Source organism: Streptomyces paludis (genome assembly GCF_003344965.1).
Taxonomy (GTDB): domain Bacteria; phylum Actinomycetota; class Actinomycetes; order Streptomycetales; family Streptomycetaceae; genus Streptomyces; species Streptomyces paludis.
On record NZ_CP031194.1, the window covers coordinates 6008312 to 6028057 of the forward strand.

Here is a 19746-nt window from a genome sequence, read left to right on the forward strand (position 1 = left end):
CCGGCCGAGTTTTCCACAGGCCGGGAGGGCGTCGGGGCCCATTGTCAGTGGCAGGGGATAGCGTCGTTGACGTGAAGCGATCGACTCAAGCAAATCGGGTGGAACCCATGGCAGGAACCGACCGCGAGAAGGCGCTGGACGCCGCTCTCGCACAGATTGAACGGCAATTCGGGAAGGGCGCGGTGATGCGCCTCGGTGACCGGCCGAACGAGCCCATCGAGGTCATCCCCACCGGATCGACCGCGCTCGACGTCGCGCTCGGCGTCGGGGGCCTGCCGCGCGGCCGAGTGGTCGAGGTCTACGGACCGGAGTCCTCCGGCAAGACGACGCTGACGCTGCACGCGGTGGCGAACGCGCAGCGGCTCGGCGGTTCGGTGGCCTTCGTGGACGCCGAACACGCCCTCGACCCCGAGTACGCGAAGAAGCTCGGCGTCGACATCGACAACCTCCTCCTGTCCCAGCCGGACAACGGCGAGCAGGCGCTCGAAATCGTGGACATGCTGGTCCGCTCCGGCGCGCTCGACCTCATCGTCATCGACTCCGTCGCGGCCCTGGTGCCGCGCGCGGAGATCGAGGGCGAGATGGGCGACTCGCACGTCGGCCTCCAGGCGCGGCTGATGAGCCAGGCGCTCCGGAAGATCACCAGCGCGCTCAACCAGTCCAAGACCACCGCGATCTTCATCAACCAGCTCCGCGAGAAGATCGGCGTCATGTTCGGCTCGCCGGAGACCACGACCGGTGGCCGGGCGCTCAAGTTCTACGCCTCGGTGCGCCTGGACATCCGCCGTATCGAGACGCTGAAGGACGGCACCGACGCCGTCGGCAACCGCACCCGCGTCAAGGTCGTCAAGAACAAGGTCGCGCCGCCCTTCAAGCAGGCCGAGTTCGACATCCTCTACGGCCAGGGCATCAGCCGCGAGGGCGGGCTGATCGACATGGGCGTGGAGCACGGCTTCGTCCGCAAGGCGGGCGCCTGGTACACGTACGAGGGCGACCAGCTCGGCCAGGGCAAGGAGAACTCCCGCAACTTCCTCAAGGACAACCCCGATCTCGCCAACGAGATCGAGAAGAAGATCCTGGACAAGCTGGGCATCGGTGTACGGCCGGACGCGCAGACCGTCGAGGCCGGGGCCGCCCCCGCGGCAGGCGCGCCCGCCCCGGCCGCCGACGCGGCGAAGACGGTGCCCGCTCCCGCTGCCAAGGCCAAGTCGGCCAAGGCGGCGACGGCCAAGAGTTAAGTCCGGACCGTGCCTTATGCGAAGAGGCGGCGGACGGAAGGGCCGGACGGCGGCTCCGACTCGTCGAGGGCCGGGCAGGAGCCGTCGTCCCAGGATCCGGCGGAGCGGGCGCGGGCGATCTGTCTGCGCCTGCTCACCGGTACCCCGCGCACCCGCGGACAACTGGCGGACGCGCTGAGAAAGCGGGAGATCCCCGAGGACACCGCGGAAGAGGTACTCTCCCGCTTCGAGGACGTGGGACTGATCAACGACGCGGCGTTCGCGGACGCCTGGGTGGAGTCCCGGCACCACGGCCGGGGCCTGGCCCGGCGCGCCCTCGCGCGGGAGCTGCGGACGAAAGGGGTGGACGCCGCCCTGATCGACGACGCCGTCGGACAGCTCGACGCGGACCGGGAAGAGGCGACCGCCCGCGAGCTGGTCGCCCGCAAGCTCCGCGCCACCCGCGGTCTGGAACGGGACAGACGGCTGCGCAGGCTCGCGGGGATGCTGGCCCGCAAGGGCTATTCGGAGGGCATGGCGCTTCGGGTGGTCAGACAGGCGCTGGAGGAGGAGGGGGAGGACACCGAAGGGCTGGACGAGGAGTTCCACTAGAACCTGTTCCTCGGGGGAGAACAGGTCCGGCGCGGGGAGGACCGGACCGGCCCTCCCTCGGCCGGTGTCCGATCCCTACCGGCTACCGGCTACCGGGCGACCGGCAGTCCCGCCTCCCGCCACGCCTGGAAGCCGCCCACGAGATCGGTCGCGCGACGGAGGCCGAGCAGGCGGAGGGAGGCCGCCGCGAGGCTCGACGCGTACCCCTCGTTGCAGACCACGATCACCCGCAGGCCGTGGTCCGTGGCTTCGGGGGCGCGGTGACTGCCCCGCGGATCGAGCCGCCACTCCAGCTCGTTGCGCTCGACGACCAGCGCGCCGGGGATCAGCCCGTCGCGGTCTCGCAGCGCGGCATAGCGGATGTCCACCAGCAGCGCGCCGTCGGCGACGGCCTTGTGGGCCTCGCGCGGGTCCACGCGGTCCAGGTCCGCGCGTACCCGCTCCAGCAGCTCGTCGATGCCGGTCGGCTCCACTGGTGCCGTGCCGTCGCTCACTGCCACTCCTCGGGGCGCTCGACCTGTTCGAGCCGGAGCACCGCGCCCGTCCGGCTGTAACGACGCATCAGCGGCAGCGGCGGGTAGTACGCGTGAACGGAGACCGCGTGCTCGGAGCCGGACTCGTTGCGCACCTCGTGCACATGGTGGCGGCCGAACGCCCGGCCCTCGCCCGCCGTCAGCCGGCGCTCGCGGTCGACGCCCTCGGCCAGCTCCAGCGTCTTCCAGCCCTCGGTGGGCAGCCTGGCCGCCAGCGAGTCCTCCTTCAGCGCGCCCGACGCCGTGGCGAAGGCGCCGTGCGAGCCGCCGTGATCGTGCCAGCCGGTGCCCGTGCCGGGCGGCCAGCCGATCAGCCATGCCTCGCTGCCCGCCGGGCCGTCGAGCCGGACCCAGGTCCTGCCCTCCGGATCGAGGGGAAGCGAGGCGATCAGCGCGCCGTCGGTGACCGTCCTGCGGACGAAGTCGAGCAGCTCGGCGGGGGTGGGCCCGAAAGCCGCGGGCCCCGCCGGCGCCGCGGGCCGGTCGGAGGGCGCCGCGACGGAGGGCGCGGAAATACGTACGGGAACAGACATCGTGACCGTCCTGAGAAGTTCGCGAGAGTGCCGTCGCCGCGGCACGACGCGGCGGGCACAGAGGGAGAAGGGCGAATCAGCAGGACGGGCGACAGACGCAGCCCGCATAGCGGAGGAGGTCCATATGGACCCTCCGCCACAGGCGCACATCGGTGTCGGTCACGTTTTGGAGTACACCACGCGAGCCGACGACGGTCAATTGACGTTCGCGGTGCGGTCCGGCACGGGCTGCTCCGACTCCTCCGCTCCGGCGGACGGAGCGCCTCCGCGCGCCGTGTCGGCCGCCGCGTAGAGGTCGGAGGGGCGCACTCCGCCGAAAGCCGCCACCAGATGCCCGTCCGGCCGCACCAGCAGCACGCTGTGCGCGGAAGCCCCCGGATACGCCTCCGTGACCAGCAGTTCGGCCCGTACCGGCAGGGAGGTCACCGCGGCGGCCAGCCGCGGCATCACCCCCGCGGTCAGCCAGTGCCGCCGGTCCCACACCCCGGTCCCCGGAGCGACCAGCACCACCAGCAGCCGGCCGCGCCCGAGCCGGTCCCCGAGCCGTACGGCCGTGCCGTCGGGCGCCGTGACCCGTACGTCGACGACCGGCCCGCCGGGGGGCGTACTCACCGCCGTCTGCGCCTCGGCGCGCGGAGGTGTGAGGGGGGAGTGCGGATAGGACGGCGGTGCTCCCAATGGTCCGTGCCCCAGATGCCCGTCCGCGAGGAGGGCGTCGTGCCCGCGCGCGGCTCCCGGCAGATAGGTCCGCAGCCCGCCGCTCCGCAGTATCGGCAGCGACTGGTCCGCGGCCCGCAGCCGCGCGGCGACCGCCGTGCGCCGCTCCGCCTGATAGCTGTCCAGCAGCGTCTCGGAGGCGCCGTGGTGCCAGTCCACGGCCAGCTTCCAGGAGAGGTTGTCGACGTCCCGCAGCCCCTCGTCGAGCCCCTGGGTGCCCACCGCGCCCAGCAGATGAGCGGCGTCCCCGGCCAGGAACGCCCGGCCCGCGCGCCACCGCCTCGCGAGCCGGTGGTGCAGCGTATAGACGCCCGTGTCGAGCAGTTCGTACGGCGGGGTCTCCCCGCACCAGCCGGCCAGGGTGTCCCTTAACCGCGCCACCAGCGCGTCGGGCGTCACCAACTCGCCGCGGGAGGGCAGCAGCCAGTCGAGCCGCCACACTCCGTCCGCGAGCGGCCTGGCGGAGACCTCCTCGCCGCCGCCGCGCCAGGGCGGCTGCCGGTGCACCAGCGCCTCGTCGGGCCAGGGGAGATCGGCGCGGAGCGCGGCCACGGCGTGCCGTTCCACCGCCGTACGCCCCGGAAAGCGGATGCCGAGCAGCTTGCGGACGGTGGATCTCGCGCCGTCGCAGCCCACCAGATGGCTGCCGCGCCAGCCGCGCGCGCCGGGCCCGCGGGTGTGCGCCGTGATCCCGCCGCCGTCCTGCTCCAGCGCGTCGAGCCGGCTGCCGGTGACCAGCCGGACCAGGTCCTGCCGGGCGACGGCGTCGCGCAGTCCGCGCGTCAGGGCGTGCTGGGGAATGTGGAGGGGCGCGGGGGTGCCGCCGCCGGGCTCGTCGAGGGCCAGCTCCCGCATCAGCTGCTTGCGCCGCATCAGACGCCAGCCGACCCAGCGCGCCCCCTCGTCACCGAGGGTGGTGCAGCCGAGCCGGGCCACCAGTTCGGCGGTGTCGGAGCGCAGTATGGCCGTACGGGCGGGCCGGGGATCGTCCGAACCGTCCCCTTCGTCCAGTACGACGGAGGGGACGTCCTGCGCGGCGAGGGCCAGGGCCAGCGCGAGCCCCACCGGGCCCGCGCCGACGACGATCACCGGGTCCACGGCGGGACCTCCGCGGCCCGTGCGGTCAAGGGGCGCCCCAGTGCTGGACGTACGGGGGCGATCCCGGCAACGCCGCGCGCGTGCGTGCCGGGCGTCGCGAGCCGGGCGGGACTTTGAAGACAGGCCCTGGGAGCCCGGTGTGTGATCACAGAACGTATGCAACCCACTGGGGGTGCCCGCGTCAAGCGACGGTCCGCGCGGCGCGTACACCCCCAGTCCCACCGGCCTCAGACGCCGCTTTCGTTCGTGGCGTGGCCCGGAGCGTTGGCTTGATGCGCGTCATTGGCACCGAGCACCGCGCCCGTACTCTTCTTGGCGCGCCGCAGCCGCTTCTCCAGCCAGCCGGCGAAGCTGGTGAGCGCGAAGTTCAGCACGATGTAGATGAGACCGATGACGACCAGCGTCGCGATGGTGTTCGCGCCGTAGTTGGCGGGGATCGGCTCCTTCTGCGAGAGCAGATCGGCGAATCCCAGCACCGCGCCGCCCAGCGCGGTGTCCTTGACGATCACGACCAGCTGGCTGACGAGGGCCGGGAGCATCGCCGTGACCGCCTGCGGCAGCAGGACGTACGACATGGTCTGGCCCTTGCGCATCCCGATCGCCTTCGCGGCGTCGGTCTGGCCGCGGGGCAGGGTGAGGATGCCGGCGCGGACGACCTCGGCGATGACCGAGGCGTTGTAGAGCACCAGCCCGGTGACCACCGCGTAGAGCGGGCGCACGTCCGACGAGACGTTGGCGAACTCCACGTACAGCCGGTACGAGAAGATCATCAGCAGTAGGACCGGGATGGCCCGGAAGAACTCGACCACCGCGCCGACCGGCACCCGTATCCAGGCATGGTCGGAGAGCCGGCCGATGCCGAGGAGCGCGCCGAGCGGCAGGGCGATCACGATGGCCAGGGCGGCCGCTTTGAGCGTCTCGCCGAGGCCGGGCAGCAGATAGGTGGTCCAGATCCTGGAGTCCTTGACGAACGGACTCCACTTCTCGGCCGTCAGCTGGTTCTTGTCGGCCATGATGGCCAGCGCCCACCAGGCCGCCAGGGCGAAGACGGCCAGGGCGGCGATCGTGTAGATCACATTCCGCCGTTTGGCGCGTTTACCCGGAGCGTCGTACAGAACGGACGTGGTACTCATCGCTTCACCGCCACGCGCTTGCTGACCCAGCCCAGGAGCAGTCCGGTGGGAAGGGTGAGGAGGATGAATCCGAGGGCGAAGAGCGTGAAGACCGCGAAGAGCGCGCTGGATTCGTTCTCGATCATGGTCTTCATCAGCGCCGATGCCTCCGCCACGCCGATGGCCGAGGCCACGGTGGTGTTCTTGGTCAGCGCGATCAGTACGTTGGCGAGCGGCGCCACCACGGCGCGGAACGCCTGCGGCAGCACGATCAGCGTCAGGACCTGACGGAAGCTCAGACCGAGCGCGCGGGCGGCCTCCGCTTGGCCCACGGGCACGGTGTTGATGCCGGAGCGGAGCGCTTCGCAGACGAAGGTGCCGGTGTAGGCGGACAGCCCGAGGACGGCGAGCCGGAAGCCGATGGACTTGAAGTCCCCGCCGCCGAGGGTGATCGAAAGGGTCTGGTTGAGCCCCAGTGAACAGCCGACCAGGACCAGGGTCAGCGGGGTGTTGCGGACGAGGTTGACGTATCCCGTACCGAAGACACGCAGGAGGGGTACGGGACTGACCCGCATCCCGGCGAGCAGCGTTCCCCATATGAGGGATCCGGCCGCGGAGTAGAGGGTGAGCTGCACCGTCACCCAGAAGGCGCCGAGCAGGTCGTACTGCCCGGAATCAAGAAAGTCGAACACGATGCCCCGCGCTCTCCCCTGGTTGGCTGGTCGGTACGCGCCGCCGGACCGGCCGGCGGCGCGTCACTGCTGTGTCAGTCGGCGATCTGCGGGGCGGGCTCGTTCTTGTAGCCGGCCGGGCCGAAGTTCGCCTGGACCGCCTTCTCCCAGGAACCGTCCGAGACCATCTTCTTGAGCGCGTCGTTGATCTTCGTCTTCAGCTCGGTGTCGCCCTTCTTGAGGCCGATGCCGTAGGGCTCGTCGCTGAGCTTGAGACCGACGAGCTTGAACTTGCCCTGGAGGTCCTTCTGCGCGGCGAAGCCGGCGAGGATGGAGTCGTCCGTGGTCAGGGCGTCAACGGCCTTGTTCTCCAGACCGGTCAGGCACTCGGAGTAGCCGCCGCGCTCCAGGAGGTCCGCCTTGGGGGCGAGCTTGTCCTTGACGTTCTGCGCGGATGTCGAACCGGTGACCGAACAGAGCTTCTTCGAGTTGAGGTCCTCGACCTTGGTGATCGAGGTGTCGTCCGCGCGGACCAGCAGGTCCTGGTGGGCGAGGAGGTACGGGCCGGCGAAGTCGACCTTCTTCTTGCGCTCGTCGTTGATCGTGTAGCTGGCGGCGACGAACTTCACGTCACCGTTGGCGATCAGGTTCTCGCGCTCGGCGCTGGGGGCCTTTTTCCAGACGATGTTCTTCGCGTCGTAGCCGAGTTCCTTGGCGACGTAGGTGGCGACGTCCACGTCGAAGCCCGCGTAGCTGCCGTCGGGCAGCTGGAGGCCGATACCGGGCTGGTCGGTCTTGATGCCGATGGTGATCTTGCCACCGCCGCTGCCGCTGCTGCTGTCGTCGTTGCTGTCGCCGCCGCAGGCGGTGACGGTCAGGGCGAGGACCAGAGCGCCGGCTGCCGCCGCGCTTGCCTTCTGAAGCTTCATGCGTGGACTTCCCTCGGTGAGACGTGGACGAACAGGTTCTGCCGAACTCGGTGGAGCCGTAAGAAGAGCTGCGAAAGGCAGCCGTGAGCGGAGCCGCGGACGCCGCCGGCGGCGGTTTCGAGGCCGGCGGTGCGGACCGTGCGTACGGAACTGAGCTGTACGGAACTGAGCTGTACGGGAACTGCGTTGTGCGGGATCAGGTGGTGCGCCGGATCAAGCGGTGCGCCGGATCAGTGGTGCAGGATCTTCGACAGGAAGTCCTTGGCACGGTCGCTGCGCGGATTGCTGAAGAACTCGTCGGGCGACGCCTCTTCGACGATGCGGCCGTCCGCCATGAAGACGACCCGGTTGGCGGCGGAGCGGGCGAAACCCATCTCGTGCGTGACGACGACCATCGTCATGCCCTCGCGCGCCAGTTGCTGCATGACCTCCAGCACCTCGTTGATCATCTCGGGGTCGAGCGCCGAGGTCGGCTCGTCGAAGAGCATGACCTTCGGCCCCATCGCCAGCGCCCGCGCGATGGCGACGCGCTGCTGCTGACCACCCGAGAGCTGCGCGGGGTACTTGTCGGCCTGCGAGCCGACGCCCACCCGGTCGAGCAGTCCGCGCGCCTTGTCCTCGGCGTCCTTCTTCTCCGTCTTGCGGACCTTGAGCTGGCCCAGCATGACGTTCTCCAGCACCGTCTTGTGTGCGAAGAGGTTGAACGACTGGAAGACCATGCCGACATCGGCGCGCAGCCGGGCCAGTTCCCTGCCCTCGTCCGGCAGCGGCTTCCCGTCGATCGTGATCACGCCCGAATCGATCGTCTCCAGGCGGTTGATGGTGCGGCACAGTGTGGACTTGCCGGACCCGGAGGGCCCGATGACGACCACGACCTCGCCACGGGCGATGGTCAGATCGATGTCCTGGAGCACATGCAGCGCGCCGAAGTGCTTGTTCACGTTGCTCAGTACGACCAGGTCGCCCGTCGCCGGCCCGGCGTCACCGGTGTCCTTGGTCGCTGACACTCCGCTCATCGGCTTTTTGCTCCGTCCTCCTCGGTTGGAGAGGACCATAGTCACGCGCTGCGATCAGCGTCATTACATCTGAGCTGAAATTGAGCATAACGATCCGATCGCAGCCGGGTACTGCGCGTAAGGGAGAGGGTGCGGGGAGTACCGGGTGGGTAACGGAAACCCCGACGTAACGGGGAGACTCTTGACTGGCACGGCGCCATCGGCGTGGATGCCAGGTACGTACTTATTGACCGCGACCTTATTGATCGCGGTTTTATGCCCGTGACTGACTGCTAAGGGGGCCCGTGAGACTGCTGCTCGTGGAGGACGACGACCATGTCGCCGCCGCCCTGTCGGCCGTGCTCGCCAAGCATGGATTCCAGGTGGTCCACGCCCGGAACGGGGAGGAGGCGCTCCAGGCGCTGCTGCCGGCCGCCAACGCCGGCCGGGCACCGTTCGGAGTGGTGCTGCTCGACCTCGGGCTGCCGGACCAGGACGGCTACCAGGTCTGTGGCAAGATCCGGAAGATCACCTCGACCCCGGTCATCATGGTGACGGCGCGCGCCGACGTCAGATCCCGGATCCACGGACTCAACCTCGGGGCGGACGACTATGTCGTCAAGCCGTACGACACCGGTGAACTGCTCGCCCGTATCCACGCCGTCAGCCGGCGTACGACGGGCGCCGACGAGGCGGGGCCCGGTCCCGAGGCGGCCCAGCTGCTGGGACGCCTCACCCTCGAACTGCCCACCAGACGCGTCAGCGTGGACGGGGTGGCCGTCCAGCTCACCCGCAAGGAGTTCGACCTGCTGGCCCTGCTCGCGCAGCGCCCCGGCGTCGTCTTCGGCCGGGAGCAGATCATCAGCGAGGTGTGGCGCACCAGCTGGGAGGGCACCGGGCGCACGCTCGAAGTCCATGTCGCGTCCCTGCGCGGCAAGCTGGGCATGCCCGCGCTGATCGAGACCGTACGGGGAGTCGGCTACCGGCTCGTCGTCCCGGCCACGCACCAGGGGCAGTAATCGCCCTGTGAGTAGCCGACTGCTGCCCCTGCTGATCGTCCTCATGGCGGGCGTACTCCTCGCACTGGGGTTTCCGCTCGCCATGAGTCTCGCCGCCGCACAGCAGCAGAGGGTCGTCGTCGACCGTATCGACGACACGGCGCGCATGGCGGCCCTCGCCCAGTTCGTCACGGAGGACCGCACGGGCACGGCCACCGAGGAACGCCGCGAACTGCTGGAGGAGGAACTCAGCCGGTACTACGAGGTGTACGGGATCCGCGCCGGCGTCTTCTACCGGGACCGCGACGCGATGGCCCGCGCCCCGGAGGACTGGCGGGTCCCGGAGGACGGGCAGGGACGCAAGTCCTTCGACGAGGCCCTGCTGGGCCGGCGCAGCGGCGATCCGGAGCAGGTCTGGCCCTGGCAGCGGGGCCGGCTCATCGTCGACTCGCCCGTCGTACGCGACGGCGATGTCGTCGCGGTCGTGGTGACCGACTCACCGACCGACCAGATGCGCTCCCGCATCCTGAGGGGCTGGCTCCTGATCGCCGCGGGCGAGGCGGTGGCGATGCTGGTCGCCGTCGGCGCGGCGGTGCGGCTGACGGGCTGGGTGCTCCGGCCGGTACGGGTGCTGGACGCGGTCACCCACGACATCGCCACCGGCCGCATGAAGTCCCGGGTCGCCGCGGCCGGCGGGCCGCCGGAACTGCGCCGGCTGGCGGGCTCGTTCAACGAGATGGCCGACAACGTCGAGAACGTGCTGGAGCAGCAGCGCGCCTTCGTCGCCGACGCCTCCCACCAGCTGCGCAATCCGCTCGCGGCGCTGCTGCTCCGTATCGAACTGCTCGGCCTCGAACTGCCCGAGGGGAACGAGGAGATCGCCGCCGTACGTACCGAGGGCAGACGCCTGGCCCAGGTGCTGGACGATCTGCTGGGGCTGGCGCTGGCCGAGCACACCGCCGCCGATCTGCGGCTCACCGACATCGGCGAGGTGGCGGCCGAGCGGGTCGCGGCCTGGCGCGCCCTCGCCGACGAGAAGGGGGTCGTGCTGACCGAGCGCGGCGCCGCCGTCACCGCCTGGGCCGACCCCATCGCGCTCTCCAGCGCCCTGGACGCCGTGATCGACAACGCCCTGAAGTTCACGCCGCCGGGCGAGGAGGTCACGGTCACGGTCGGCCGCGAGGGCGATACCGGCACGATCGTCGTCAACGACGGGGGTCCCGGGCTCGCCGACGACGAGATAGACCGTATCGGCGACCGCTTCTGGCGCAGCAACCTTCACCAGAACATCAAGGGCTCCGGGCTGGGCCTCTCCATCACCCGGGCGCTTCTCTCCGCCGGTGGCGGGTCCATCGCGTACGCGCACGGGGAGCCGCGGGGTCTGCGGGTCACGGTCAGCGTCCCGCGGTCGCTGCCGATGATGTGACGCGTGGACGCGCATCGGCGCGCGGGGCGGGTGCCTCCGGCTCGTCGCGTCCGCTCTGTCAGGGCTTGACCGACTGGTAGTACCGCTTGGCGCCCTCGTGCAGCGGGAGCGGGTCCGTATAGATGGCGGTCCGCAGGTCTACCAGCTGCGCGGGGTGCACGTTCTCGCCGATCCTGTCCCGGCTCCTGATCACCGTCCTGGTGAAGCCCTCCACCAGCTGGTCGGATATACGGTCCGTGGTGACCAGGAGGTTCGCCACCGCGATGGTCGGCACCGCCTTGTTGTCCTGCGCCCTGCCGTAGGCGTCGGCGGGCATCTCCGCGGCGCGGTAGTAGCGCGAGGCCGCGCCGCCGGCCGCGTGGACCTGCCCGACCAGGGCGGGGTCCAGCGGGACCAGGCTGATGTCGAAGCGGCTGGACAGGTTCTGCACGGCGGCCGTGGGCAGCCCGCCCGACCAGAAGAACGCGTCCAGCTTCCCCTCTTCGAGCAGCTCAGGCATGGTGTCGATACCGGCCGGGACGGCGGTGATGTCGGTCCTCGGGTCGAGCGCCGCGGCCGACAGGATCCGGTCGGCCAGCAGCCGGACCCCGGACCCGTCCTGCCCCACACCCACCTTCCTGCCCTTCAGGCCGGCCACGGAACGGATGCGCTGGTCCCTGGCGGTGACCAGCTGCACATAGTCGTCGTACAGCCGCGCACAGCCCCGGAGCCGGTCCGCGCCCGGCATCTTGTCCCGCTGGTACTTGGCGACGGCGTCGGCGGTGGCGATGGTGAACTGGGCCTCGCCCGTCGCCACCCGCTTGAGGTTCTGCTGCGAGCCCTCGCTGTTCCGGAGCGTCACGGAGACCAGCGGCAGATCGCGCGCGAGGTAGTCCTTGAGCAGCGTCCCGTACCGCTGATAGACCCCGTTGTTCCCGCCCGTGCTGAAGGTGACCGCGCCGCTCGGGGGCGGCGGGCCCAGCGGCAGCAGCCACCACAGCAGCAGCCCGGCCGCCACCAGGCACGCGACGGCGCCCTGGAGCAGCCGGACCCGGCCGAAACGGGACACGAAGGTGAACATGTCGCCGATCCTGTCAGCTCGCTCCCCGTGATGACCAGGGCTCTGGCCCGGGCCGCCGCGTACTCCCCGGGAATCCCCGGACGACGGCCCCGGCGGACCCCGTACCCTGGTGGGCGAGATGAGCGCGAAGACTTACGAGGTGCGCACCTACGGGTGCCAGATGAATGTCCACGACTCCGAGCGGCTGTCGGGCCTGCTGGAGGGAGCCGGCTATGTCCGCGCGCCCGAAGGCGCCGACGGGGACGCCGATGTTGTCGTCTTCAACACCTGCGCGGTGCGGGAGAACGCCGACAACAAGCTGTACGGCAACCTCGGCCGGCTGGCGCCGATGAAGACCAAACGGCCGGGCATGCAGATCGCCGTCGGCGGCTGTCTGGCCCAGAAGGACCGCGACACCATCGTGCGGCGCGCGCCCTGGGTCGATGTCGTCTTCGGCACCCACAACATCGGCAAGCTGCCGGTGCTCCTGGAGCGCGCACGCGTCCAGGAGGAGGCGCAGATCGAGATCGCGGAGTCGCTGGAGGCGTTCCCCTCCACGCTGCCGACCCGCCGCGAGTCCGCCTACGCGGCCTGGGTCTCCATCTCGGTCGGCTGCAACAACACCTGCACCTTCTGTATCGTCCCCGCACTGCGCGGCAAGGAGAAGGACCGCCGTCCCGGCGACATCCTGGCCGAGATCGAGGCGCTGGTCGGCGAGGGCGTCTCCGAGATCACGCTGCTGGGGCAGAACGTCAACGCGTACGGCTCCGACATGGGCGACCGCGAGGCGTTCTCCAAGCTCCTGCGCGCGTGCGGCGCGATCGAGGGACTGGAGCGCGTCCGCTTCACCTCCCCGCATCCGCGCGACTTCACGGACGACGTGATCGCGGCCATGGCCGAGACACCGAACGTGATGCCGCAGCTCCATATGCCGCTCCAGTCCGGCTCGGACCGGATCCTCAAGGCGATGCGCCGCTCGTACCGGCAGGACCGTTACCTCGGCATCATCGACAAGGTGCGCGCCGCCATCCCGCACGCCGCCATCTCCACGGACATCATCGTGGGCTTCCCCGGCGAGACCGAGGAGGACTTCGAGGAGACCATGCGGGTCGTGCGCGAGGCGCGCTTCGCGCAGGCGTTCACCTTCCAGTACTCCAAGCGCCCCGGCACCCCGGCCGCCGACATGGACGGACAGATCCCCAAGGAGGTCGTCCAGGAGCGCTACATGCGGCTGTCCGCCCTCCAGGAGGAGATCTCCTGGGCGGAGAACAAGACACAGGTGGGCCGGACCCTCGATGTCATGGTGGCCGAGGGCGAGGGCCGCAAGGACGGCGCCACCCACCGGCTGTCCGGCCGCGCGCCCGACAACCGGCTCGTCCACTTCACCAAGCCGGACGAGGAGGCGCGGCCGGGCGATGTCGTGACGGTCACGATCACCTACGCCGCGCCGCACCACCTGCTCGCCGAGGGGCCGTCCCCGAAGGTGCGCCGCACTCGCGCCGGCGACGCCTGGGAGCGCCGGAACACGGCCGCGGCCGCGAAGCCCGCCGGTGTGCTGCTGGGGCTGCCCACGGTGGGCGTACCGGCGCCGCTGCCCGCGGTCACGGGCGGCTGCGCGGTCGAGTGACGTCCGGCGGGTGGGGGCTCGTCTAGGCTGCGGATCATGCTCGTATCCGCTGCCGTGTGTCCCTGTCCGCCGCTGCTCGTCCCCGAGGTGGCGGCCGGCGCCGCTCCCGAACTCGACGCCGCCCGCGCGGCGTGCGCGGAGGCGCTCGGGGTGCTGGCCGCCGCCCGGCCCGACCGGCTGGTCGTCGTCGGAACGGCGGACGGGCCGGGCCGGGAGGCGTATCCCGAAGGCGCCACCGGGTCCTTCCGCGGCTTCGGGGTGGCCGCCGAGGTCGTCCTGGGCGCGCGAGCGGAATCCGGTGCTACGGGGCCGGCAACAGACCCGGAGAGGGGCGCGACGGGCGGGCTGCCGGTCTCCCTCGCCGTCGGGGCCTGGCTGCTGGAGCAGGTCTGCTGGGCCGCCGCACCGGTCTCGGGGCTGGGAGTGGGGGAGACGTCCGGTACGCAGGAGTGCGTCACGGCCGGGCGGGAGATCGCCGCCGTGTCCGACCGGGTGGCGCTGCTGGTGATGGGGGATGCCAGTGCCTGCCGTACGGTCAAGGCCCCCGGATACCTGGACGAACGGGCGGCGGGCTTCGACACCGAAGCGGCGCGGCTTCTCGCGGCGGCCGACGTACCGGGTCTGCTGGCGCTCGACGCGGGGCTGGCCCGGGAGCTGCGGGCGGCGGGCCGGGCGCCCTGGCAGGTGCTCGCGGGCGCGGCCGGGGGCGCGGGTCTCGCGGGTGAGCTGCTGTACGAGGACGCGCCGTACGGTGTCGGCTATCTGGTGGCTGTCTGGTCGTAATGCCGTCTGGTCGTAGTGGCCGGTACGAACAAGACGGATGTTGTACGACGCGACGTTGACGCGACACACGGCGGCGGCAGCCGCGTGACGCTCTGCGCGCCGCGCCGCTGCCGCCGGGTGGGATGCTTCAGAAAGTGGCCGGCGGCGGAGTGCCGTCGTCCTTGGGGGTGCCGTCATCCTTGTGGGCGAGCTTGCCCAGGGCACCCTTCGCCTTGTCCGTTCCGGTGCCGATCTTGTCGCTGTACTTGCCCTTGGTCTTCTCGTCGACCGTACGGGCGGCCTTGTCCAGCCCCTGTTCGATCTTGCCCCCGTGCTGCTGCGCGAGGTCAGCGACCTTTTCCCGGGCCGGACCGATCTTGGCCTTCAGTGAATCCAGGAAGCCCATGGGCCACCTTCCCTCGGAGGAAAACAACAGCCTACGTGTGGGTGAAGTCCGACAAAACACCCATATGTACTTCTGAGCGTACTCGCGGGACGGAAAGAGCGCGCTGTCACCGGCCGGCTGTCACCCTCCCGGCCTCCCGGAGCCTCGTCACCGGCGACGACCGCGACGTGCGCCCGGCGCGCATCCGACGCGCGCCCGGCGCGCGAAACGATGAGGCAGGAGGCCGCGAGTTTGCGAGACTGTGGCAGTGAGAAGCGCAGCTACCCCACCGCGGGTCATCGCCGTCGTCGGGCCCACCGCGGCCGGCAAATCAGATCTGGGCGTTCACCTCGCCCGGCAACTCGGCGGTGAGGTCGTTAATGCCGACTCCATGCAGCTCTACCGGGGGATGGATATCGGGACCGCCAAGTTGACGACCGAGGAGCGGGCCGGGGTGCCCCACCACCTCCTGGACATCTGGGAGGTCACCGAGGCCGCCAGCGTCGCGGAGTACCAGAAACGGGCACGCGCCGAGATCGACCGGCTGCTCGCCGAGGGCCGTACCCCCGTCCTGGTGGGCGGGTCCGGGCTGTACGTACGCGGCGCCATCGACGCGCTCGACTTCCCCGGCACCGACCCCGAGGTGCGCGCCCGGCTGGAGGCGGAGCTGACCCTGCGCGGCTCCGGCGCCCTGCACGCCCGGCTGTCCGCGGCGGACCCCCCGGCGGGCCGCGCGATCCTCCCCAGCAACGGCCGCCGGATCGTCCGCGCGCTGGAGGTGATCGAGATCACCGGCAAGCCCTTCACCGCCAATCTCCCCGGCCACGACGCGGTGTACGACACGGTGCAGATCGGTGTCGATGTCGCGCGCCCCGAACTGGACGAGCGGATCGCCCGCCGGGTCGACCGGATGTGGGACGAGGGACTGGTCGACGAAGTGCGCGCCCTGGAGGCGCGCGGGCTGCGTGAGGGCCGTACCGCCGCCCGCGCCCTCGGCTACCAGCAGGTACTGGCGGCGCTCGCCGGGGAGTGCACCGACGAGGAGGCGCGCGCCGAGACCGTACGTGCCACCAAACGCTTCGCGCGCCGTCAGGATTCATGGTTTCGCCGGGACTCGCGGGTGCACTGGCTGGGTGGCGGAACCGAGCACCGGGAGGAACTCCCGGAGCGGGCGCTGGCGTTGGTCGAACGAGCGGTTACAGCCTGATCACGTGATGGCATCGGGACGCTCAGGGCGTCCTTGCGGCGCTCCGCGGCGTGCCATCATCGAGCATCGGTCGACCATCGGGCATCGATCGAGCACTGGAGTCCGACTTGGGAGGGCGCGTGGCGATGGAGGCCGGCCCTCGTGACAGAGAACCGACGGCACCGGGGACACCGGAAGCACCACCGGGGCTGAGCCCTGACGGGCCGGAAGAAGAGACCGTGACCCCCGAGGTCGAGGTCGAACTCCGGCCGCAGCGCCGGATGCGGATCTGGCAGCTCGCCCCGATCGTGGCACTGGCCGCCATGGGTTCGCTGATGTTCGCCTTCCCCCTCGCCTTCGGCACCGGGGACGGCGGCGCGGTCGTCGCCATGCTGGGGCTGCTCATCAGCTGCTGCGCGGCCGGCTGGGGCATGACGGCCGCCCGCCGGGTCGGCCACACCTGGCCGGGACTGCCGTCCCGGTCCTCCGGCGAGCGCCCCGACTGGCGCGTCATCGCGCTGTACGTGACCGTCGCCGCGGCCTTGGTGGCCCTCGCGGTCTGGCGCGTCGCCCGGCTGCGCTGAGAGACCGGACGGGGCCGCTTCGCCCGGGCGCGCGCGGCGCCGCCCGGCGCCCGTACGGGCACTGTCGGTGGGTGCTCGTACGATGGTTCCCGTGAGCACCTCGCAGACCGCGCCGATCGCCTTCCTCAAGGGTCACGGGACCGAGAACGACTTCGTGATCGTCCCCGACCCGGACAACGACCTCGACCTGCCCCCGCGCGCCGTGGCCGCCCTCTGCGACCGCAGGGCCGGTATCGGCGGTGACGGGCTGCTGCACGTCGTCCGCTCGGCGGCCCACCCCGAGGCACGCGCCGTGGCCGGCGAGGCGGAGTGGTTCATGGACTACCGGAACGCGGACGGCTCGGTCGCCGAGATGTGCGGCAACGGCGTCCGGGTCTTCGCCCGGTACCTCCGGCGGGCCGGCCATGTGACGGCGGGCGACCTCGCCGTCGCGACCCGCGGCGGGGTGAAGCGGGTGCACATCCCCAAGGACGAGGACGGCGACATCACCGTCCACATGGGGCGCGCGGCGCTCCCCGACACAGAGGTGACCGTCTCCGTCGGCGACCGCTCCTGGCCCGCCCGCAACGTCAACATGGGCAATCCGCACGCGGTCGCGTTCGTCGCGGACCTGGCGGACGCCGGAGACCTGCGCACCGAGCCGGCCGTCACCCCCGCCGCCGTCTACCCCCACGGGGTGAACGCCGAATTCGTCGTGGACCGGGGCCCGCGCCATGTCGCCATGCGGGTCCACGAGCGCGGCTCGGGCGAGACCCGCTCCTGCGGTACGGGCGCCTGCGCCGTCGCCGTGGCCGCCGCCCGCAGGGACGGCACCGACCCCGCGGTGACCGGATCCCCCGTCACCTACACCGTCGACCTCCCCGGCGGACGGCTCGTCATCACCGAACACCCGGACGGTTCCGTCGAGATGACCGGCCCGGCCATCATCGTCGCCGAAGGACACTTCGACCCGGCCCGGCTCGAAACGGCCTTCGCATAGCGCCTCGCTCGAATGGGTGATCCGTTTCACGCCGGGCGAGAGCGGTACGTCCGGGCGCGGCGGGGTCGATAGCATCAAGCACCGGCCCGGAGGGCGTTCCCGCTCATCCACCGCCGGTCGATGCTGCCGGAGGCGCCCCCATGAGTGCAGAGGCCACCACCCCTGGTGCCCACAGCCGTCGACGCGGCCTTCCCAGGATCGACCTCCGCAGACTGGGCCGGGCCGCACTGCTCGGCCCGCCCTCCCGGGACCGGCTGCCGGACGCCATGGGCCATGTCGCCGACGCCCACCGCGCGCACCACCCGGACGCCGACCTCACCGTGCTGCGCCGGGCGTACGTCCTCGCGGAGGCGTCGCACCGGGGGCAGTTCCGCAAGAGCGGCGAGCCGTACATCACGCACCCGCTCGCCGTGACCCTGATCCTCGCCGAACTGGGCGCCGAGACCACGACCCTGACGGCCTCTCTCCTCCACGACACCGTGGAGGACACGGAGGTGACGCTCGACCAGGTCCGGACGGAGTTCGGCGCCGAGGTCTGCTATCTGGTCGACGGTGTGACCAAACTGGAGAAGGTCGACTACGGCGCCGCGGCCGAGCCCGAGACCTTCCGGAAGATGCTCGTCGCCACCGGCAACGATGTCCGGGTCATGTCCATCAAACTCGCGGACCGGCTGCACAACATGCGCACCCTCGGTGTGATGCGTCCCGAGAAACAGGTCCGCATCGCCAAGGTCACCCGCGATGTCCTGATCCCGCTCGCCGAACGCCTCGGCGTCCAGGCGCTCAAGACCGAGCTGGAGGATCTCGTCTTCGCGATCCTCCACCCCGAGGAGTACGCGCACACCCGCGCCCTCATCGCGGACAACGCCACCGCCGGAGACGCCCTCGCGGCCATCTCCGAGGACGTCAGGCGCGTGCTGCGCGAGGCGGGCATCGCGGCGGAAGTACTGGTCCGGCCGCGGCACTTCGTCTCCGTGCACCGGTCAGGACGCAAACGCGGCGAACTGCGCGGCACCGACTTCGGCCGGCTGCTGGTGCTCGTCGCGGAGGACGCCGACTGCTACGCCGTCCTCGGTGAGCTGCACACCTGCTTCACCCCGGTGATCTCCGAGTTCAAGGACTTCATCGCCGCGCCCAAGTTCAACCTGTACCAGTCGCTGCACACGGCTGTCGCGGGCCCCGACGGCGCCGTCGCCGAAGTCCTCATCCGTACGCACCAGATGCACAAGGTCGCCGAGGCCGGTGTGGTGGCGCTCGGCAATCCGTACGCCTCCGCCGACGGCGCCGAGCCGCAGGACGGCGAACGCGCGGACCCCACCCGGCCGGGATGGCTCTCCCGCCTCCTGGAGTGGCAGCAGTCCGCCACCGACCCCGACACCTTCTGGACCACACTGCGGGCGGATCTGGCCCAGGACACCGAGATCACCGTCTTCCGCGCCGAGGGCGGCATGCTCGGGCTGCCCGTCGGAGCCAGCTGCGTGGACGCCGCGTACGCGCAGCACGGCGAGACCGCGCACGGCTGTGTCGGCGCGCGCGTCAACGGCCGGCTGGCGCCCCTGAGCACCGTCCTGCGGGACGGCGACACCGTCCAGCTCCTGCTGGACCGGGACACCGCCTCGGGGCCCTCGCCCGAGTGGCTCGACCACGCCCGTACCCCCGCCGCGCGGATCGCGATCACCGGCTGGCTCGCCGCGCACCCGGCGAGCGAGGGCCTGCCCGCCGCCGCGCCCCGTACGCCCGTCCCGGTCAGCGCCGACCGGCGGGCCGGCGCCAACGCGGTGGTGGACCTGCCGGGGGCGACCGTACGGCTGGCCGGGTGCTGTACCCCCGTACCGCCCGACGCGGTCACCGGCTTCTCCGTACGCGGCGGGGTGGTCACCGTCCACCGGCGCGAGTGCCGCGCCGTGGCGCGGATGCGCGCCCTCGACCGCACCCCGCTCGCGGTGAGCTGGGGCGACGAGCCGGAGTGCCGGGTCACGCTGTACGCCGAGTCCTTCGGCCGGCCCCGGCTGCTCGCCGACCTCACCGAGGCCATCGCGACGGCGGGCGCCGCCATCGTCGCGGCCACCGTGGAGCCGCCCAGCGAGCAGCGCGTACGGCACACGTACACGCTCGAACTCCCCGACGCGGCCGGGCTGCCCGGCCTGATGCGGGCGATGCGCGATGTGCCGGGTGTGTACGACGTGAGCCGCGCCCAGCATCCGGCGACCGCCTGAGCGGGCGGGGCGGGACTGGGCCGGGCCGGTGCGCGGTGCCGCTGGGGCGCCGGTGGCGTTCGTCAACCGCGCGCACCCCGGCATCCGGCGGCGGGCACGGCGCTGACCTGCCCCTTTCGGGTGTGCG

20 protein-coding genes are annotated in these 19746 nt (G+C 71.3%); 10 read left to right on the forward strand and 10 right to left on the reverse strand.

Annotated features, from left to right (window positions below):
- Nucleotides 1-107 precede the first annotated feature (107 nt).
- The gene (gene recA / locus DVK44_RS26555) at nt 108-1238 is read left to right on the forward strand and encodes a recombinase RecA (protein WP_114662629.1); all 1131 of its coding nucleotides are present in this window, start codon (nt 108-110) and stop codon (nt 1236-1238) included.
- Nucleotides 1239-1247: 9 nt separating this feature from the next.
- Nucleotides 1248-1829, forward strand: a complete 582-nt coding sequence (gene recX, locus DVK44_RS26560) for a recombination regulator RecX (RefSeq protein ID WP_114662630.1) — start codon at nt 1248-1250, stop codon at nt 1827-1829.
- Between the two features lie 89 nt (nt 1830-1918).
- Here the strand turns inward: recX and DVK44_RS26565 are convergent, their stop codons facing one another.
- The 8 genes from DVK44_RS26565 to DVK44_RS26595 form a co-directional block, all read right to left on the reverse strand.
- The gene (locus DVK44_RS26565; protein ID WP_408055360.1) at nt 1919-2323 is read right to left on the reverse strand and encodes a rhodanese-like domain-containing protein; all 405 of its coding nucleotides are present in this window, start codon (nt 2321-2323) and stop codon (nt 1919-1921) included.
- Nucleotides 2320-2895 carry a cupin domain-containing protein gene (locus DVK44_RS26570; RefSeq protein ID WP_114662634.1) on the reverse strand — a complete coding sequence of 192 codons (576 nt, stop codon included), beginning with the start codon at nt 2893-2895 and terminating at the stop codon, nt 2320-2322. The genes DVK44_RS26565 and DVK44_RS26570 overlap by 4 nt, the downstream gene beginning before the upstream one ends.
- A 76-nt stretch (nt 2896-2971) precedes the next feature.
- The gene (locus DVK44_RS37980; RefSeq protein ID WP_311307652.1) at nt 2972-3058 is read right to left on the reverse strand and encodes a putative leader peptide; all 87 of its coding nucleotides are present in this window, start codon (nt 3056-3058) and stop codon (nt 2972-2974) included.
- A gap of 32 nt (nt 3059-3090) precedes the next feature.
- Nucleotides 3091-4710, reverse strand: coding sequence for an FAD-dependent monooxygenase (locus tag DVK44_RS26575; protein ID WP_114662636.1), 1620 nt, complete (start codon nt 4708-4710; stop codon nt 3091-3093).
- A 227-nt stretch (nt 4711-4937) separates the two neighbouring features.
- The gene (locus tag DVK44_RS26580; protein WP_114662638.1) at nt 4938-5843 is read right to left on the reverse strand and encodes an amino acid ABC transporter permease; all 906 of its coding nucleotides are present in this window, start codon (nt 5841-5843) and stop codon (nt 4938-4940) included.
- Entirely contained in the window at nt 5840-6514 is a 675-nt protein-coding gene (locus DVK44_RS26585) for an amino acid ABC transporter permease (protein WP_114662640.1), read from the reverse strand. The genes DVK44_RS26580 and DVK44_RS26585 overlap by 4 nt, the downstream gene beginning before the upstream one ends.
- A gap of 74 nt (nt 6515-6588) precedes the next feature.
- Nucleotides 6589-7422, reverse strand: coding sequence for a glutamate ABC transporter substrate-binding protein (locus DVK44_RS26590; RefSeq protein ID WP_114662642.1), 834 nt, complete (start codon nt 7420-7422; stop codon nt 6589-6591).
- A gap of 230 nt (nt 7423-7652) precedes the next feature.
- Entirely contained in the window at nt 7653-8438 is a 786-nt protein-coding gene (locus DVK44_RS26595) for an amino acid ABC transporter ATP-binding protein (RefSeq protein ID WP_114662644.1), read from the reverse strand.
- Between the two features lie 284 nt (nt 8439-8722).
- On the opposite strand from DVK44_RS26595, the gene DVK44_RS26600 reads away from it, so the two are divergent.
- Together DVK44_RS26600 and DVK44_RS26605 are read left to right on the forward strand one after the other, a co-directional pair.
- Entirely contained in the window at nt 8723-9436 is a 714-nt protein-coding gene (locus DVK44_RS26600; RefSeq protein WP_114662646.1) for a response regulator transcription factor, read from the forward strand.
- A gap of 7 nt (nt 9437-9443) precedes the next feature.
- Nucleotides 9444-10841 (forward strand): sensor histidine kinase, encoded by a 1398-nt coding sequence (locus DVK44_RS26605; protein WP_114662648.1) that lies wholly within the window; start codon nt 9444-9446, stop codon nt 10839-10841.
- A 58-nt stretch (nt 10842-10899) separates the two neighbouring features.
- Here DVK44_RS26605 and DVK44_RS26610 read toward each other — a convergent pair whose 3' ends face one another.
- On the reverse strand, nt 10900-11901 hold the full coding sequence (locus tag DVK44_RS26610; protein WP_114662650.1) for a TAXI family TRAP transporter solute-binding subunit: 1002 nt from the start codon (nt 11899-11901) through the stop codon (nt 10900-10902).
- A gap of 118 nt (nt 11902-12019) precedes the next feature.
- Between DVK44_RS26610 and miaB the strand changes: the two genes are divergently transcribed.
- Nucleotides 12020-13507 (forward strand): tRNA (N6-isopentenyl adenosine(37)-C2)-methylthiotransferase MiaB, encoded by a 1488-nt coding sequence (gene miaB, locus DVK44_RS26615; protein ID WP_114665452.1) that lies wholly within the window; start codon nt 12020-12022, stop codon nt 13505-13507.
- Nucleotides 13508-13543: 36 nt separating this feature from the next.
- Nucleotides 13544-14290 carry a class III extradiol dioxygenase subunit B-like domain-containing protein gene (locus DVK44_RS26620; protein WP_114662652.1) on the forward strand — a complete coding sequence of 249 codons (747 nt, stop codon included), beginning with the start codon at nt 13544-13546 and terminating at the stop codon, nt 14288-14290.
- Between the two features lie 127 nt (nt 14291-14417).
- Here the strand turns inward: DVK44_RS26620 and DVK44_RS26625 are convergent, their stop codons facing one another.
- Entirely contained in the window at nt 14418-14675 is a 258-nt protein-coding gene (locus DVK44_RS26625) for an antitoxin (RefSeq protein ID WP_114662654.1), read from the reverse strand.
- A 247-nt stretch (nt 14676-14922) separates the two neighbouring features.
- On the opposite strand from DVK44_RS26625, the gene miaA reads away from it, so the two are divergent.
- The 4 genes from miaA to DVK44_RS26645 all read left to right on the forward strand — a co-directional run bounded on the left by miaA (nt 14923) and on the right by DVK44_RS26645 (nt 19619).
- Nucleotides 14923-15861 carry a tRNA (adenosine(37)-N6)-dimethylallyltransferase MiaA gene (gene miaA, locus DVK44_RS26630; RefSeq protein ID WP_114662656.1) on the forward strand — a complete coding sequence of 313 codons (939 nt, stop codon included), beginning with the start codon at nt 14923-14925 and terminating at the stop codon, nt 15859-15861.
- A gap of 125 nt (nt 15862-15986) precedes the next feature.
- Nucleotides 15987-16424, forward strand: a complete 438-nt coding sequence (locus DVK44_RS26635; protein ID WP_114662658.1) for a hypothetical protein — start codon at nt 15987-15989, stop codon at nt 16422-16424.
- 82 nt (nt 16425-16506) lie between these two features.
- Nucleotides 16507-17403, forward strand: coding sequence for a diaminopimelate epimerase (gene dapF, locus DVK44_RS26640; protein ID WP_114662660.1), 897 nt, complete (start codon nt 16507-16509; stop codon nt 17401-17403).
- Between the two features lie 140 nt (nt 17404-17543).
- Nucleotides 17544-19619: a RelA/SpoT family protein gene (locus DVK44_RS26645; RefSeq protein WP_114662662.1), complete on the forward strand. Its 2076-nt coding sequence runs from the start codon at nt 17544-17546 to the stop codon at nt 19617-19619.
- Nucleotides 19620-19746: the final 127 nt, after the last annotated feature.

Bases quoted from the DNA above. Each gene is read 5' to 3' on its own strand.
- DVK44_RS26625 (WP_114662654.1), bottom strand. From the start codon at position 14,675: ATGGGCTTCCTGGATTCACTGAAGGCCAAGATCGGTCCGGCCCGGGAA.
- DVK44_RS26570 (WP_114662634.1), bottom strand. From the start codon at position 2,895: ATGTCTGTTCCCGTACGTATTTCCGCGCCCTCCGTCGCGGCGCCCTCC.
- DVK44_RS26610 (WP_114662650.1), bottom strand. From the start codon at position 11,901: ATGTTCACCTTCGTGTCCCGTTTCGGCCGGGTCCGGCTGCTCCAGGGC.
- DVK44_RS26590 (WP_114662642.1), bottom strand. From the start codon at position 7,422: ATGAAGCTTCAGAAGGCAAGCGCGGCGGCAGCCGGCGCTCTGGTCCTC.
- dapF (WP_114662660.1), top strand. From the start codon at position 16,507: ATGGTTCCCGTGAGCACCTCGCAGACCGCGCCGATCGCCTTCCTCAAG.
- DVK44_RS26635 (WP_114662658.1), top strand. From the start codon at position 15,987: ATGGAGGCCGGCCCTCGTGACAGAGAACCGACGGCACCGGGGACACCG.
- DVK44_RS26580 (WP_114662638.1), bottom strand. From the start codon at position 5,843: ATGAGTACCACGTCCGTTCTGTACGACGCTCCGGGTAAACGCGCCAAA.
- recA (WP_114662629.1), top strand. From the start codon at position 108: ATGGCAGGAACCGACCGCGAGAAGGCGCTGGACGCCGCTCTCGCACAG.
- DVK44_RS26645 (WP_114662662.1), top strand. From the start codon at position 17,544: ATGAGTGCAGAGGCCACCACCCCTGGTGCCCACAGCCGTCGACGCGGC.
- miaB (WP_114665452.1), top strand. From the start codon at position 12,020: ATGAGCGCGAAGACTTACGAGGTGCGCACCTACGGGTGCCAGATGAAT.
- DVK44_RS26595 (WP_114662644.1), bottom strand. From the start codon at position 8,438: ATGAGCGGAGTGTCAGCGACCAAGGACACCGGTGACGCCGGGCCGGCG.
- DVK44_RS26620 (WP_114662652.1), top strand. From the start codon at position 13,544: ATGCTCGTATCCGCTGCCGTGTGTCCCTGTCCGCCGCTGCTCGTCCCC.